This window comes from Kitasatospora sp. NPDC058444, assembly GCF_042721415.1.
Lineage (GTDB): Bacteria > Actinomycetota > Actinomycetes > Streptomycetales > Streptomycetaceae > Kitasatospora.
Genome location: NZ_JBHXLL010000001.1, coordinates 140,000 through 154,887, shown reverse-complemented (window position 1 = coordinate 154,887; position 14,888 = coordinate 140,000). Strand labels below are relative to the sequence as shown.

The following is a 14,888-nucleotide window of genomic DNA, read 5'->3' as shown; positions in this document are numbered from 1 at the left end:
AAGCCCCCCATGATCAGCCCTGCCTCAACGACGATCGGGATGGCTCACCCGAAGATCGTCCACCCACCTTGGACCATGCGGAGTGCCGTTGGATAGGCCGATCGGCGCGCTACCCAGCCGAGTCCGACGACGGCAAACGCACATCGATGTCGGCCGGGCATGCCAGAGGCCCCCAGCCGAAATGGCTGGGGGCCTCTGTACTGGTGGGCGCGGACGGTTTCGAACCGCCGACATCTGCTTTGTAAGAGCAGCGCTCTACCACTGAGCTACGCGCCCCCTGTCGTGGCCCGGCGGGCACACGACGAGTGCCTAGGGTACCTGGTCCGGGGGGTGCTGTGGGCCAGGTGCCCGGCGGGGCGCCGGTGAGGGGGTGCGGGTGGCCTGGCGGGCGGCCGGGTGCGGAGGGGGCGGCGGGCGGGCCGCTGGATGGGCGGACGGGGTTCGCGACGACCAGGGGCCGCCGACCGCACGCCGGGTGGGCAGGGGGCTGCCGGGTGGGCGGCGGTGAGGTGGGTGGGGTGGGTGGGGGTGCCGGGTGGGCGGGGGTGCCGGGTGGGTGGGGGTGCCGGGTGGGTGGGGGGATCGGGGAGAATGGGGGCCGGATCAGCGGGTCGGAGCAGGGAGCGCGCAGTGACGGTGGCCGGCGGGAGCGGGCGGGGGCGGCGTCGGGCGGGGAGTGCGCTGGCCGACGCGTTGGTGTTGCCGGTGGTGCTGGCGGGTGCGTTGGGGGCGGTCGGGCTGGCCTCGGCCGGGAGCAGCGGCTGGTGGGGCCGGCGTGGCGGCGGTGAGGGCGGACGGGCCCAGGCCCGGGAGGCCCGGGCGGCGGCCCAGGAGGCGTTCTACGAGCTGGAGGAGACCCAGCGCGAGGTGCAGCTCGCGGTGGAGACGGTCCGCGCGGCCGAGGAGGGCCAGACGGCGCAGCGCGCGCTGGCCGACCTGGCGGCGATCTCCGGCCGGGTCGACCAGGTCACCGTGAACTACCTCGCCGCGCTCGACGCCCACAACCTGGACGGCGAGACCCTGGACGCGGGCACGGCCGCGCAGGCCAAGCGCCAGTTGGAGGACGTGAAGGGCCAGCTGGGCTCCGCCCGGGCGGAGCTGAACGACTTCCTGCGCCGCCTGCAGCCGACCGTCCACCACGCCGAGCAGCAGCTGATGCGGGTCACCCCGGCGGTCGAGCAGGCCAAGCGCGCGCTGCTCGCGGCCACCACCGCGCTGGACGAGGCGCGTGGCGCCGGCCTGCGGGCGGACGACCTGGCGGCCCGGCTGGCCGAACTGGCGCCCGAGCTGGGCCGACTGAACGAGGGCCCGGCCCGGCACGGGGTCGCGGACACCCTGCGGCGCGCGGACGACGTGAAGCACCGCGCCGAGGCGATCGCCGCCGACGCCGGGCAGCTGCCGGAGCGGGCGCGGGAGATCGACCGGCGGGTGGCGAGCCTGCGGACCCGCATCCAGGCACTGGAGACCAAGGCCGCGACGGTCGAGCCCGCCCTGAGCGAGCTGCGCCGCCGGTTCAGCACCGCCTGCTGGCAGGACCTCCAGCGGGTCCCGGACCAGGTCGCGGAGACGGGGCGCGCCGCCGAACGCAAGCTCGCCGAGGCCGCCCGGGCCCGGGACGAGCAGCGCTGGGCGGACGCCACCGCCGCGATCGGGACGGTCCGCGCGCTGCTGGAGACCGCCGACGGCTCGGTGTCCGCGGTGAACGACCGGCTGCGGCAGCTGAACGAGGTGCAGCACGACCCGAACCGGGAGATCGAGCGCGCCCGCTTCGCGATCCGGGACGCGCAGCGGCTGGCGATGGCCGGGCGCAGCGCGCCGGACCCGCGGCACGCCGCCCCGCTGGACGAGGCGGTGGCCCGGCTGGACCGCGCGGTGGCCACGCTGGAGGCGGCCGGCCGGCACCCCGACTACTGGCACTTCCTGACCGAGCTCGCGGCCGTGCGGGACACGGCGGCGCGGGTGATCGAGCTGATCAGGGGGGACCTCGGCGGTCACCGGTGAGGCCGGAGTGCCGGGAGTCAGGGGAACCCTGGTAGCTCCGGGAGCAGCAGTAGCCCCGGGAGCGGCCCGGTAACGCCGGAACCGGCACCCGGCGGCCACCGCCGCTGGGTACCCTGCCGGTATGCCTCGCTACGACTTCCGCTGCCGCTCCTGCGGCGCCACCTTCGAGCTCCGCCGCCCGATGGCCCAGGCCAACGACCCCGCCGTCTGCCCGCAGGGCCACGACGACACCGTGAAGCTGCTGTCCACCGTCGCCGTCACGGGCGGCGCGGCCGCCGCCCAGCAGGCCCCCGCCGCCGGGGGCGGGGGCGGTTGCTGCGGCGGCGGTTGCTGCGGCTGATCAGCGGATGCCGCGGCTGAGCGGCGGTTGCCGCGGTTGATCACCGGCTGCCGCGGCTGATCGGGGCCCGCCCCGGTCAGACCCCGACCGGCAGGGCCGACGCCCCCGCGAGGAACCGCCGGACGATCTCCTCCCCCGCCGTCACCCCCGTCTCCGCCAGGGCGGTGACGCCGGGGGCCGTCCAGCCGCTGTCCGCGAGTTCACCGTGTCCCGGGCGCCAGCCCGCGTCCGCCGCGAGCAGCAGGTCCGCGTCGAGCAGCGAGTCCCCGGCCGCCAGCACCGTGTCGGCGCCGGTGCGCCGGACGACCTCGGCCAGCGCGGCGCTCTTGGTGAGCGGCGCGGGCACGGCGTACACCTTGCGCCCCTGTAGGGAGACCGACCAGCCGCGCTCGGCGCACCAGCCGGTCAGCTCCTCGATCCAGCCCTGCGGCAGCGCGGCGCGTTCGACGACCAGGTAGGCGAACAGCCCGTCGGCGACCTGCCGCTTGTGCGTCCACTCCGGGTCGGCGCACAGGGCGAGCCGCCGGGTCACCTCTTCCAGCGGGGCGGAGCCGGCCGCTATCCGCGCGGTGATCTCGGCCCGCCAGTCGCCGTCCGGCACGCCGTCCACCAGCAGCTGCCCGCCGTTGGCGCAGATCGCGTACGCGGGGACCCAGTCCGGCGTCGGGCCGGGCAGGTTGACCCGCCCGTACTGCTCCGGCGTCCGGGTGGTGGCCGGGACGAAGCAGACCTGCCGCGCGAGTTCGGCGAGCAGCCCGGCGGCCCGCTCGGTCATGAAGGACAGCGGCCGCCCCTGGTACACCTCGACGCAGAGCAGCCGCGGCGCGAGCCGGTCGGGCTCGGCCAGGGCCATCGCCCGTTCGGAGTAGATCAGCGTGCGGTCGAGGTCGCTGGCCACCAGAACATCCATCAGGAATCCCTCCCCGTAGTCACAGTCGCGGCGGGCCCGTCAGCCACGGCACGCCCTTCAGCCCCAGCGGGCCCGTCCATCACGGCATGCCCTTCTGCCCCAGCCGGCCCGTCGGCCACGGCGCCCGCGTCGGCCACGGCGCGCCCGTCGCCCCCGGTCGCCCCGCGGCTGTAGCGGGGGTGGATCAGTCCGACGCAGGTGTACGGCAGGCCGTCCACCTCCTCGACCTCGACCCCGCGCTGGGCGGCGAGCAGCCGGACGTGGTCGAGGTCCGCGCCGGCGCCGCGCCGGGCGAGGATCCGCCAGGGGACGCGCCGCAGCAGCACCCGGGTCGTCTCGCCGACGCCGGGCTTGACCAGGTTGACGTTGTCGATGCCGTACTCGGCGCTGATCCGCTCGACCGCGGCCCAGCCGGCCCAGTCGGGCGTCCGCCGCGGGTCGTCGGCGAGCCGGTCGGCGCCCTCGACCGCCGTGGCGCGGACCTCGCCGAAGCGGGCGGCCACCGCGTCCAGGAAGGCCGCCGAGACGTCGCTCCCGGCCAGTTCGGCGTAGTGCTTGGCGCCGTGGAAGTCGTCCGGTCCGATCAGCCCGGCCCGCAGCACGGTGCGCGAAACCAGCCCGGAGACGGTGGAGTTGAGGCAGGCGGACGGGATCAGGAAGTCGTCCCGGGTGCCGTACGTCCGCACGCAGCGGCCCGGGTCGGCGAGCACCGCGAGGTCCGGGTCGAAGTCGGTGCCGGCCAGCGCGTCGGCCAGTTCGCGGGTGATCGCGCCCTTGCCGGTCCAGCCGTCCACGAACACCACGTCCTGCGCGCGGTGGTGGGCCGCCAGGTACCGCAGCGCGACCGGGTCGATGCCGCGGCCGCGCACGATCGAGACCGCGTAGTGCGGGACGGACAGGCCGTGCGCGAAGGCCAGCCAGCGGCGGATCAGGATGCCGACGGGTGTGCCGGCGCGGGCCAGCGAGGCGAGCACCAGGCCGGGGCCGCGCTCGCGCAGCAGCGTCTCGGCGACGGTGCCGACCGCGAGCGCGATCCGGCCGGCGGAGCCGCGCAGTGCCTGCTGGAACAGCTCCTGGTACTCGGGGCTGGGCTGGTACTCGACCGGCAGCGACTCGGCGTAATGCGCGCCGCCGTTCTGGACGGCCTCCTCGCGCTCCTCGGTGGGGGCTTCGAGTACGACCCCGGAAAGGTCCTTGAGCAGCCAGGCCACCTCCTCGGCCGGGTACGAGGAGAACGCCGGCCCGTACAGCGGCGCGGGCAGCGCACCGGTCCCGGGCAACACAGCACCCGCGGACGACGAAGCAGCCCCGGGCAGCAGCGCAGCACTCCCGGACGACGAAGCAGCCCCGGGCACCGGCCGGTGCGAGGGCAGCACCGCGAGCACCACCCGGTCGGTCACCCCCCGCAGCTGCCCCAGCAGCGCCCGCTCGCCCTCGTGCAGCGCCGGGGTGTCGGCCACGTCGTCGACCACCAGCACCACCGCGTCGAAGCGCCGCGCCGGGTCGCTGCCGGGGGCGACGTTGTACGCGTAGCGCTCGGACGAGCCGCCGTCCCGCGGGTCGTCGTGGGCGGGGAAGGCGAGCCGGGTGCGGATGGCGTAGCCGGGGTCGTCGACCGCCAGGACGGGCGAGCGGGTGGTGGTGGAGAACCGGACGCGGTCGCCGCCGAGCCGCTCGGCGAGGGCGTCGGCCAGGCGCAGCGGCACGTACATCAGCTCCTCGAAGCCGAGCACCAGCACCCGCCGCGCCCCTTCGGGCAGGGCCTCGGCGAGCTGTCCGGCGAGTCGGGGCAGCGCGGCGTCCAGCCGGGCGCGGTCGCGGGCGGTGAAGCCGTGCCGGCCGCCGTCCGGGAGCCCGGCGGGCCAGTCCAGCTCGACCCGGGCCAGCGGCGCGGCGGGGGCCGGCGGTGGCACGTTCCCCGGCGCCGCCTCGGCGATCAGCCGCTCGGCCCGCGCCACGACGTCCTCGGGGAGTTCGACGGCCCCGCTCGCGGTGGCCACCAGGTCCAGCCGGGCGCCGAGTTCGGCGGCGGCCTCGTCGAGCCGGCGGCGGTCGGCGGCGGAGCGCAGGTCCACCAGGGCGACCACCACGTAGTGGCTGCGCGGGTGGCGGGCGTGCAGGTCGCGGATGGTGTTGAGCACCGTCCGGCCGGTGGAGAACTCGTCGTCCACCAGCACCAGCGGTCCGTCCCCGGCGAGGAGTCCGGGGTCGGCCGGGAGCAGCAGGTGCGAGGTGGCGTGCGAGTGCTCCTCCTCGAAGCCGCCGACGGGGGCGAGGCCGGGCACGGGTCGGCGGGTGGAGTGGAGGTAGGGGGCGTCCAGGCCGTCGGCGACGCTGTGGCCGAGGCCGGTGGCCGTCTCCGCGTAACCGAGCACGACGGCACGCGCGGTGGCCTCGGCGCCGAGCAGTTCGCGGACCCGGCGGCCGAGTTCGAGCCCGGTGCCGTGGACCACCGAGGGCCGCTGCGGCACGTGCTTGCCGAGCACGTTGGAGACCAGCAGGTGGGCGCGCTTGGGGTTCCCCGCGCGCAGCGCCAGGCCGACGAGTTCGGGGAGGCGGTCGGAGCCGGTCAGCGCGATCCCGGCCCGGTCGGCGACCCAACGGCCGGTCCACGTCTGCGGTGTTGCTGTCACTGCTGGTCCTGCCTTCGATGGTGCGTTGGTGCGGAGGTGCGTTGGTGCGTTGCTGCAGAGGTGCGTTGGTGCGGAGGTGCGTTGCTGCGGAGGCGCTTCGGTACGGCGCTCGGTGTGCGTTCGGTGCCGGGTACGTCGCCGCTCCGGTCGTGTCCGCGCTCACGGCTCCGTCATATCCGTGTCGGGGGAACCTCCGGGGGAACCGGAGGGAACGGCTCGGGCTCGGCCACGGAAACAGTCAGCCGCACAGGCAGGCCGACAGCAGTTCCGCGAAGCTCACGTCCTCCCGGGCCACCCCGAACACCTCCGCCCGCAGCAGCACCCGCTCCGCCCAGGCCCGGTGCGGCCGGGCCTCGTTCATCTTGTTGGTGTACGCCGAGCGCAGTACCCCGCCGCCGTCCTGCTCCTGCCGGAGGATGTCGCGGGCGTCGCAGTACTCCTCGTGCGTGACCACGGAGAGGGCGTGGACGGCCGGCACATGGCTGGGGTGGATGCAGGTCTTGCCGAGCAGGCCGTTGGCCCGGTCGAGTTCGACCTCCCGGATCAGCCCGTCCAGGTCGTGTTCGATGATCCGCCGGCGGACCTCCTCCCCGGACGCCGTCGGCGCCCCGGCCGCGGCGGAGACGGACGCCCCGGCGAACGGGGTCCGGCGCAGCTGCGGCTTGAACATCCGCTCCTGTACCGGGAAGTACTCCCAGACGGGCCCGGTGACGGTGTACCCGGTGCCGTCCGCCCGGCCGAGCACGTTGACCACGTCCCCGATCACCGCCGCGACCAGCGCCACGTCGTACGCGGTGAGGTCGGGCGAGCGCCGCAGGCCGTACCCGGAGCAGAGGTCGGTGACGCCGAGCCGGACGGCGAGCACCCGCTCGCGGTGGCCGGCGAGCAGTTCGGCGAGGCCGAAGAGCTGGTCCCGCCTGGTCTCCAGGTGGGCGAGTTCGGGCGACTCCAGGACGGGCATGGCGAACAGCCGCCGCCCGGTCGCGGCCTCGGCGGCGGCCAGCGCGGCCAGGTATTCGCCGCCGTTCGCGGGGGTGAACTTCGGCAGCACGAAACCGCTGAGCAGTTCGACGGCCGGTCCGAGCCGCTCGGCCAGGTCGAGGATCTGGGCGGCGGCACGGACCCTGATGAAGAGCAGGGGATGGGACTGTGCACAGGAGGTGAAATCCTTGACCAGGTCGTTCAGCTGCTCGACCAGGTTCCGCTCGCCCGCGTCCACCTCGTGGTCGGCGATCGCGTCCTCCAGGCAGAGCACCATCGACACCACGCCCCGACCAGCGAGTTTGCGGATGTCGGCGGCCAGGGCGGGCCTGGTGGCCGGGCTGTAGAGGGTGCCGCCGAGGGCGGTGGCGAGCACCGTCGGCGCGCTGTCCGCGCTGAACGGGCGCGGCTGCTCCAGGAAGAGCCGGCCGCGTACGTCCTCGGCGAGGTGGCCGAAATGGCGCAAGGTGCTCTCCTCCAGGATGTGGACGGGCCTGCGGCCCGTTGCCGACGACACCCTGGTCAACCGGCCGACCGGGCGCCATGGTTCCCGGGCGCGCCTCCGCCGGGCGCCCCTCCACCGAAACCCCCGGGGACCTTTCGCCCGCCCATCGTACGGACGGGATCCGGCCGGTCCCGGTTCCCCGGCACTGAACTCCCGGAACATCCCGGTCCACTTGGACGATCACGGGCGTGGCACCGGCGAACCCGGGAAACGACGGCGGCAAACCTCGGAAAGCGCAAGTCTTGGCAAAGTCCGAACCGGCACGGACCGGTCCGGTCACGTTGTCCGAAGGGGTGGCGAACAGGCAGGATGGTCGGCTATGACGCACGTGATGGCCAAGGGCGCCAACATCGCACTGCCGGCGGCGGCGGTCCGCGCCGTGCTGCGCTGGAGCGCCACGCCCGGTGCGCCGGACGTGGACGCGTCCGCGCTGCTGCTCGGCGCCACCGGCAAGGTCCGCTCGGACGCCGACTTCGTCTTCTACAACCAGCCCCGCCACCCCTCCGGCCTGGTCCGCCACCTGCCCAAGCAGCAGACCTCCGGCGGCGCCGAGATCATCGACACGGTCGAGGTCGAGCTGGGCAAGCTGCCCGCCGAGGTGGACCGCGTGGTGCTGGCCGGCTCCTCCGAGGGCGGACCGTTCCGCGCGGTGCCGGGGCTTCGCCTGCTGCTCTTCGACGCCACGGCCGGCGAGGGCGCGCCCGCACTCGCCCAGTTCGATATCGACGACGCCGAGAACGTCACCGCGCTGGTCGCGGGCGAGCTGTACCGCCGGTCCGGGACCTGGAAGTTCCGGGCGATCGGCCAGGGCTACACCTCCGGGCTGATCGGCCTCGCCACCGACTTCGGCATCATGGTGGACGACGAGGCGGAGGCCGACCCGGCGCCGGCCCAGGCGCCCGTGTCCACCGCCACCCCGTCCGGCGCGCTCGACCCGCGCGGCCCCGCGATGCCGGACCCGCGCTCGACCACCCCCGAGCCGGGCACCTTCACCCTGGCCCCGGCCGTCCCGCAGTCCCCGCCGGCCCAGCCGCCCACCCAGCCGCCCACCCAGCCGCCCACCCAGCCGCCCACCCAGGCCCCGGCCCAGCCGCCGGCCGCCGGCCCGGCCACCGCACCGGCCCCGGCCGCCACCGCCGCGAGCGCCTCGCCCGCACCGGTGACCCCGCCGCCGCCCACGGCCCCGCCGACCATGCCCCCGCCGCCCACCGCGCCCCCCGGCCACCAGCCCGGGACCGGCTACGGCTACCCCCAGCAGCCCGGCACGGGGTACGGCTACCCCCAGCAGCAGCCCGCGCCCGGCTACGGCCGGCAGCAGCCGGGCGGCTACGGCTACCCCCAGCCGAACCAGCCCGTCCCGCCGCAGCAGCAGCGCCCCGCCGGCTACGGCTACCCGCAGCCCGGCACCGGCCAGCAGCCGCCCGTCCCGCCGCAGCCGCCGACGGCCCAGCCCCCGGCGCCCACCGGCGAGGAGTTCGCGCTGCCCCCGCAGGGCCCGCAGTTCCAGCCCCGCTGACGCCCCCGGCGGGACCGGGAGCACCCGACGGCCCCGGTCCAGGTCCAGGTCCAGGTCCCGGCCCCAGGCCCGTTCCCGCCGCCGACCCGCGGATCGCGGTCAGTCGCTCTTGTACCCGCGCTGCCACTGCATCCCGAAGCCGTACAGCCGGTCGAGGTCCGCCTGGAACCCGTTGACGTACCGCACCTCGCGGCGCACCGTCAGCTGGTTGTCCCCCGCGTTCTCGACCAGCACCACCGCGCAGGAGCGCGCCGCCCGGGCCCGTTCCTCCAGCTTGATCTCGATCCGCGGCCCGGTCTGCGGCACGATCGTGAGCACCGCGTTCGCCTGTTCGAAGGCCGGCGTGCCGTCGTAGATGTAGACGAAGATCAGCAGCCGCTTGAACTTGTCCTTCTTCTCCAGGTTGACGTACATCGTCTCGCCGGACGGCGCCCCGTACTGGTCGTCGCCGCTGAGCTTGATGTACGGCGCGTTCTGGAGGTCGCCGAAGAGCCCGCCGAGCGGCTGCACCACTCCGGTGCTCCCGTCGGAGAGCTCGTACATGCAGGCGAGGTCGAGGTCGACGTTGGTCGGCTCGGTGCCCTGCGGCGAGTCCGGTTCCTGCGGCCGCAGGATGCGCGGGCTGAAGAACCGCTTGACGGAGTCCCGGGCGCTCGGCCGGGGGCCGGCTCCGGCGCTCATCGTCCAGTGCAGGTTGACGTAGAGGTAGCCGGTGGTGGCGGCCGACCCGGTGATCGCGTGCTGCGGGGCCGACTTGGTGAGTATGACCTTGTGCTGACCGCCGGGGTTGTCGAAGGTGTAGCTCTTGTCTCCGCGCAGGTACTCCCAGATCGAGACCATCCAGTCCTCTCCCCCTGCTCCCGCCAGGCGTTCTGACGGTCCGCCGACCAATGATCGGGCATCGGCCCGGCCGTCGGATACCCCGTCCGCCCCCTCCCCTACCCAAATCGGTTCCGACCGGCGGGTCGATTGGCCGGAGGAAGCCGCCCTCCCGTAACATGCCGCCCCTTCGGACGCGATATCGTCTAGCCGCACAGGTGTCCCGTCCGCCCCTGCGCGGGTGCGGCGGACATGCCGTGCGGCGACGAACGAATCGTCAGGCAGTGCCCGCACGGCGGGTCCTGACCGCCTGTGTCGCGCTGTGATCCTGTCCCCTGCGGAAACCCGAGGCCCGACCCGCAATGAACCTGACCTCCATACAGCTGGTCTGGACCGTCGTCGGCGGTGCAGCCCTGCTGTTCGTCGCCGTCCTGATGGCGACGCTGCGTTTCAAGAGCTCGAAGAAGGACGAGTCCGGCGACTCCTGGGAGCGCAGCGAGGAGCGCCGCCGGCGCAAGGAGATGATCTACGGCATCTCCTCGTACACGCTGCTGTTCTGCTGCGCCGGTGTCGCGGCCGCCCTCTCCTTCCACGGCCTGGTCGGCTTCGGCAAGGAGAACCTGGGCCTGTCCGGCGGCTGGGAGTACCTCGTCCCGTTCGGGCTGGACGGCGCCGCGATGTTCTGCTCGGTGCTCGCCGTCCGCGAGGCCAGCCACGGCGACGCCGCGCTCGGCTCGCGCCTGCTGGTCTGGGTGTTCGCGATCGCCTCGGCCTGGTTCAACTGGGTGCACGCCCCGCGCGGCGTGTCCCACGACGGTGCCCCGCAGTTCTTCTCCGGCATGTCGATCTCGGCGGCGATCCTCTTCGACCGGGCGCTGAAGCAGACCCGCAAGGCCGCGCTGCGCGAGCAGGGCCTGGTGCCGCGCCCGCTGCCGCAGATCCGCATCGTCCGCTGGCTGCGCGCCCCGCGCGAGACGTACGCGGCCTGGTCGCTGATGCTGCTGGAGAACGTCCGCAGCCTGGACGAGGCGGTCGAGGAGGTGCGCGAGGAGCGCCAGGCGAAGCTGGACGCCAAGGCCCGCGCCCGTACGGCCGACCGCCGCGAGCGGGCCGAGCTGAAGGCCATCTCCCGCCAGGGCGGCATGCTCGCCCGGACCCGCGGCGGCCGCCAGGTTCCCGCCCTCACGGCTGCCGGAGACGGCCCGAGCGCTACGGAGCCTGCCCTAGCCGCGGGATCCGACGCCACCACCCCGACCTCGCGCCCGTCCGCCGACTCGTTCGAGCCGGCCGCCCTGGACGCCGGCCGCCGCCCCCGCGCCGCCGTCGGCTCCGCGTCCGCGTCCTCCTCGTACGCGTCCTCCTCGTCCTCCTCGTACTCGTCCTCCGCCTACTCGTCCTCGTCCTTCTCGTCGTCCTCCTCCGCGTCCGACACCGGGTCGTCCCGCAGCGGCTCGAGCATCGACCTGACGGCCGACGACGACACGCTGTCGATGCCGAAGCTGGACTCGCTGGAGCGCAAGCTGCGCGCGATCGAGCAGCAGCTCGGCTGACCCCGGCACCCCACGGGTACCACCAGGGACCACATGGAACGGCCGCCCCCGGGATCTCCCGGAGGCGGCCGTTCCGCTGTCCCTGTGGCGCTGTGGCAGGACTACTTGCCGCTGCCGACCAGCTCCGGCTCCTCGTCCGCGCCCTCGCGCCGGTTGCGCAGGATCGACGAGCCGAGCGCCAGCCCGATGAACGCGACGCCGATCAGGCCGGTGACGATCTCCGGGATGTGGTACTTGATCCCGACCAGCAGGATCGCCGCCAGCGCGCCGATCGCGTAGTGCGCGCCGTGCTCCAGGTAGACGTAGTCGTCCAGGGTGCCCTTGCGGACCAGGAAGACGGTCAGCGAGCGGATGTACATCGCGCCGATGCCGAGGCCCAGGGTGATCTGGAAGATGTCGCTGGAGATGGCGAACGCGCCGACCACGCCGTCGAAGGAGAACGAGGCGTCCAGGACCTCCAGGTAGAGGAAGAGGAAGAACGCGGCCTTGCCGCCGACCTGGACGATCGACTTGCCGGCCTTCTCCGCCGCCTCCTCGCGCTCCTCCTCGGCCTCCAGCCCCGACTCGAAGATCGAGGAGAGGCCGTTGACGGCGAGGTAGGTGACCAGGCCGAGGACACCGGCGAGCAGAACGGTTTCCGCGTGCTCCCCGGCGAAGAAGTTGGAGGCGAGCAGCAGGGCGACCAGGGCGACGACGGTGGAGAAGGCCTCCAGCTTGCCGACCTTCTCCAGCGGGCGCTCGATCCAGGCCAGCCAGTTGTGCTCCTTCTCCTCGAGGATGAAGTCGAGGAAGATCATCAGCAGGAAGACGCCGCCGAAGGCCGCGATGGCCGGGTTGGCCGCCTCCAGGTACTGGGCGTAGGTGAGGCCCTCGTAGGTCTTGTCGGAGTGCAGAGCGAGGTCGATGACCGTCGCGGGGCTGAGCTTCGCGGTGAGGCCGACGACCAGCAGCGGGAAGACCAGGCGCATGCCGAAGACCGCGATGAGCACACCGACGGTCAGGAAGATCTTCTGCCAGTACGGGTTCATCCGCTTCAACACCGTGGCGTTGACCACCGCGTTGTCGAACGACAGGGAGATCTCCAGGATGGAGAGGATCAGCACGATGCCGAAGCCTTGGGCTCCCCAGAGCAGTCCGGCCGCGATCAGGCCGATGGCGGTGATCGCGAACGACCAGCCGAATGTGCGGAGGAACACGGGAGTTGGCTACCTTTCGGGTTCTGGCCGTGCCGGGGGCGGCCTCGTCCCCGAGACGTCCTGACCGGGCCTCGGCCCGGTCAGGTCACCCCCGCACTGCCCTCTGTTCTCATGATCGGGTCGGGTGCGACAAGTCCGATTTCCGCCCTTACTGTACGTTCACGCCGAAGTCGAGCGCGATGCCACGCAGGCCGGAGGCGTACCCCTGGCCCACTGCGCGGAACTTCCACTCGCCCGCGTAGCGGTACAGCTCACCGAAGATCATCGCAGTCTCGCTGGACGCGTCCTCGGACAGGTCGTAGCGGGCGATCTCCTGGCCGTCGACCGAGTTGACGACCCGGATGTAGGCGTTGCGGACCTGACCGAAGTTCTGGAGCCGCGCCTCGGCCTCGTAGATCGAGACCGCGAAGATCACCTTGTCGGCCTGCGCCGGGACGAGGTCCAGGTTGACCAGGACCACCTCGTCGTCACCCGATTCGTCGCCGCCGGTGAGGTTGTCGCCCTGGTGCTCCACGGAGCCCTCGGGGCTCTTGAGGTTGTTGTAGAAGACGAAGTACTCGTCACCGAGCACCCGGCCGCCACCACAGATCAGGGCGCTCGCGTCGAGGTCGAACGGGGCGCCCGTGGTCGAGCGGGCGGACCAGCCGAGGCCGATCTGGACCTGCGTCAGGTTCGGCGCGGCCTTGGTGAGCGAGACGTTGCCACCCTTGGCGAGCGTGACCACCATGACGTTCTTCCTCCCTTGCTTCTCCCGGGGCGCCATCCAGGTGTAATCCCCCGCGGCCCCGGCCGACCGGTTCCGGTCGGCTGAACTTCCTGAACTCACATCCTCGCAGCGCGGGGAACCGCCTCGGCACCGGGTCGGACGAAGCCGGGGCGGCCCCGGACCGCGGAGGTCCGGGGCCGCCCCGGGAGAACGGCGCGCAGCCCGCGCCGCAGGGCGCCGGCGGCGGATCAGACGTTGACGCCGAAGTCCTGCGCGATGCCCCGCAGGCCGGAGGCGTAGCCCTGGCCGATGGCGCGGAACTTCCACTCCGCGCCGTTGCGGTAGAGCTCGCCGAAGACCATCGCGGTCTCGGTGGAGGCGTCCTCGGAGAGGTCGTAGCGGGCCAGCTCCGTGTTGTCGGCCTGGTTCACCACGCGGATGAACGCGTTGCGGACCTGGCCGAAGTTCTGGCCGCGGGTCTCGGCGTCGTAGATCGACACCGGGAAGACGATCTTCTCGACGTCCATCGGCACGCCGGCCAGGTTGACCTTGATCGCCTCGTCGTCGCCCTCGCCCTCACCGGTCAGGTTGTCGCCGGTGTGCTCGACCGAGCCGTCCGGGCTCTTCAGGTTGTTGAAGAACACGAAGTTGCCGTCCGAGGCGACCTTGCCCTGGGCGTTGCACAGCAGGGCGCTGGCGTCCAGGTCGAAGTCCGCGCCGGTGGTGGTCCGGACATCCCAGCCCAGGCCGACGAGCACGGCGGTGAGGCCCGGTGCCTCCTTGGTGAGCGAGACGTTGCCGCCCTTGCTGAGGCTGACTCCCACTGGTCCTCCAAGAATCGGGAGGCACGTCCGCGGTGCCCCCGGTGGTGCGGTCCGGGGCGGCGGGAGGCCCATCGGCTCCCGCATCCCACCCCGCCAACGGCCCGAGCGTAGTACGGGGTTCCCGTCCGCACCCCTGATCAGGCCGGACACGGCCCCACGGCACCCGGCCGGCGGGCGCCCGGAGGCCGCCCCGGCACCCTCCGGGGGCGGCCGGGGGCGGCCGGGGGCCCGAGCGGGGTCCTCAGAGCGCCGCGAGGACCTTCAGGTACTCCTGCTCGTCCCGGGCGTCCGGGAGGCCGTTGACGACGCTCCAGCGCACCGTGCCGGCGGTGTCGATCACGAAGGTGCCGCGCAGCGGGCAGCCCCGCTCCTCGTCGAGGACGCCGTAGGCCCGGGTGACCTCGCCGTGCGGCCAGAAGTCGGCCAGCAGCGGGAACTCCAGGCCCTCCCGGTCGGCGAAGACCCGCTGGGAGAACTGCGAGTCGCAGGAGAGGCCGAGCACCTGCACGGTGTCGTTCTGCAGGCCCGCCAGCTCCCGCTGGATCGCGCCCAGCTCGCCGGTGCACACGCCGGTGAAGGCGAACGGGTAGAAGACCAGGACGACGTTCTTCCGGCCCCGGAAGTCGGAGAGCCGGACGGCCTCGCCGTGCTGGTTGTTGAGCTCGAAGTCCGGAGCCGGGGTGCCGACCTCGATGGCCATGGGCGGGACCTTTCTGACGCGACCGCGCCGCGCGGCGGGCGCGGCAGGCCACATCCTCGCATTCGTTTACGGCCGTTCGGCCGAACGGATGAGGAGGGCCGTCACGGTCCCGCCGCGTTCGCCGTCCGCGAACGCCCCGCCGCGACGGCGGACGTGCGACAGACGGGCGGCGGACGTGCGACGGGCGGGCGACAGACGGGCGCCGGA

General features: G+C 73.6%; 12 protein-coding genes and 1 tRNA gene. 4 read left to right on the top strand and 9 right to left on the bottom strand.

The genetic code is table 11. From position 1 onward, the window contains the following. Positions 1–201 precede the first annotated feature (201 nt). A tRNA-Val gene (locus ACFWP2_RS00750) sits at positions 202–276 on the bottom strand. 315 nt (positions 277–591) lie between these two features. Between ACFWP2_RS00750 and ACFWP2_RS00745 the strand changes: the two genes are divergently transcribed. Together ACFWP2_RS00745 and ACFWP2_RS00740 are read left to right on the top strand one after the other, a co-directional pair. Beyond that, positions 592–2,001 (top strand): hypothetical protein, encoded by a 1,410-nt coding sequence (locus tag ACFWP2_RS00745; RefSeq protein WP_380446818.1) that lies wholly within the window; start codon positions 592–594, stop codon positions 1,999–2,001. A 121-nt stretch (positions 2,002–2,122) separates the two neighbouring features. Next, a complete protein-coding gene (locus ACFWP2_RS00740) occupies positions 2,123–2,341 on the top strand; it encodes a zinc ribbon domain-containing protein (protein WP_360340670.1) in 219 nt (72 codons plus the stop codon). 76 nt (positions 2,342–2,417) lie between these two features. On the opposite strand, the gene ACFWP2_RS00735 is transcribed toward ACFWP2_RS00740, so the two are convergent. The 3 genes from ACFWP2_RS00735 to ACFWP2_RS00725 form a co-directional block, all read right to left on the bottom strand. Next, positions 2,418–3,251 carry an HAD family hydrolase gene (locus ACFWP2_RS00735; protein ID WP_380446816.1) on the bottom strand — a complete coding sequence of 278 codons (834 nt, stop codon included), beginning with the start codon at positions 3,249–3,251 and terminating at the stop codon, positions 2,418–2,420. Next, the gene (locus tag ACFWP2_RS00730; RefSeq protein ID WP_380446814.1) at positions 3,251–5,884 is read right to left on the bottom strand and encodes a phosphoribosyltransferase; all 2,634 of its coding nucleotides are present in this window, start codon (positions 5,882–5,884) and stop codon (positions 3,251–3,253) included. Before ACFWP2_RS00730 ends, ACFWP2_RS00735 begins: the two co-directional genes overlap by 1 nt. 238 nt (positions 5,885–6,122) lie before the next feature. Continuing rightward, a complete protein-coding gene (locus tag ACFWP2_RS00725; RefSeq protein WP_380446812.1) occupies positions 6,123–7,331 on the bottom strand; it encodes an HpcH/HpaI aldolase/citrate lyase family protein in 1,209 nt (402 codons plus the stop codon). Positions 7,332–7,689: 358 nt separating this feature from the next. On the opposite strand from ACFWP2_RS00725, the gene ACFWP2_RS00720 reads away from it, so the two are divergent. Further along, complete coding sequence (locus ACFWP2_RS00720; RefSeq protein WP_380446810.1) at positions 7,690–8,886, top strand: TerD family protein; 1,197 nt, start codon at positions 7,690–7,692, stop codon at positions 8,884–8,886. A gap of 99 nt (positions 8,887–8,985) precedes the next feature. On the opposite strand, the gene ACFWP2_RS00715 is transcribed toward ACFWP2_RS00720, so the two are convergent. Next, positions 8,986–9,726 (bottom strand): Tellurium resistance, encoded by a 741-nt coding sequence (locus ACFWP2_RS00715; protein ID WP_380446807.1) that lies wholly within the window; start codon positions 9,724–9,726, stop codon positions 8,986–8,988. Positions 9,727–10,067: 341 nt separating this feature from the next. Here ACFWP2_RS00715 and ACFWP2_RS00710 point away from each other — a divergent pair, with 341 nt between their 5' ends. Further along, positions 10,068–11,255, top strand: coding sequence for a DUF2637 domain-containing protein (locus ACFWP2_RS00710; RefSeq protein WP_380446805.1), 1,188 nt, complete (start codon positions 10,068–10,070; stop codon positions 11,253–11,255). 101 nt (positions 11,256–11,356) lie between these two features. Here ACFWP2_RS00710 and ACFWP2_RS00705 read toward each other — a convergent pair whose 3' ends face one another. The 4 genes from ACFWP2_RS00705 to ACFWP2_RS00690 form a co-directional block, all read right to left on the bottom strand. Further along, complete coding sequence (locus ACFWP2_RS00705; protein WP_380446803.1) at positions 11,357–12,451, bottom strand: DUF475 domain-containing protein; 1,095 nt, start codon at positions 12,449–12,451, stop codon at positions 11,357–11,359. Between the two features lie 148 nt (positions 12,452–12,599). Beyond that, entirely contained in the window at positions 12,600–13,178 is a 579-nt protein-coding gene (locus ACFWP2_RS00700; protein ID WP_380446801.1) for a TerD family protein, read from the bottom strand. A gap of 227 nt (positions 13,179–13,405) precedes the next feature. Beyond that, entirely contained in the window at positions 13,406–13,981 is a 576-nt protein-coding gene (locus tag ACFWP2_RS00695) for a TerD family protein (RefSeq protein WP_380446799.1), read from the bottom strand. A gap of 241 nt (positions 13,982–14,222) precedes the next feature. After that, the gene (locus tag ACFWP2_RS00690; protein WP_380446797.1) at positions 14,223–14,681 is read right to left on the bottom strand and encodes a peroxiredoxin; all 459 of its coding nucleotides are present in this window, start codon (positions 14,679–14,681) and stop codon (positions 14,223–14,225) included. Positions 14,682–14,888 lie beyond the last annotated feature (207 nt).

Coding starts and splice junctions, on each gene's coding strand:
- ACFWP2_RS00740 (WP_360340670.1), top strand. CDS start 2,123: ATGCCTCGCTACGACTTCCGCTGCCGCTCCTGCGGCGCCACCTTCGAG.
- ACFWP2_RS00735 (WP_380446816.1), bottom strand. CDS start 3,251: ATGGATGTTCTGGTGGCCAGCGACCTCGACCGCACGCTGATCTACTCC.
- ACFWP2_RS00715 (WP_380446807.1), bottom strand. CDS start 9,726: ATGGTCTCGATCTGGGAGTACCTGCGCGGAGACAAGAGCTACACCTTC.
- ACFWP2_RS00710 (WP_380446805.1), top strand. CDS start 10,068: ATGAACCTGACCTCCATACAGCTGGTCTGGACCGTCGTCGGCGGTGCA.
- ACFWP2_RS00720 (WP_380446810.1), top strand. CDS start 7,690: ATGACGCACGTGATGGCCAAGGGCGCCAACATCGCACTGCCGGCGGCG.
- ACFWP2_RS00700 (WP_380446801.1), bottom strand. CDS start 13,178: ATGGTGGTCACGCTCGCCAAGGGTGGCAACGTCTCGCTCACCAAGGCC.
- ACFWP2_RS00745 (WP_380446818.1), top strand. CDS start 592: ATGGGGGCCGGATCAGCGGGTCGGAGCAGGGAGCGCGCAGTGACGGTG.
- ACFWP2_RS00690 (WP_380446797.1), bottom strand. CDS start 14,681: ATGGCCATCGAGGTCGGCACCCCGGCTCCGGACTTCGAGCTCAACAAC.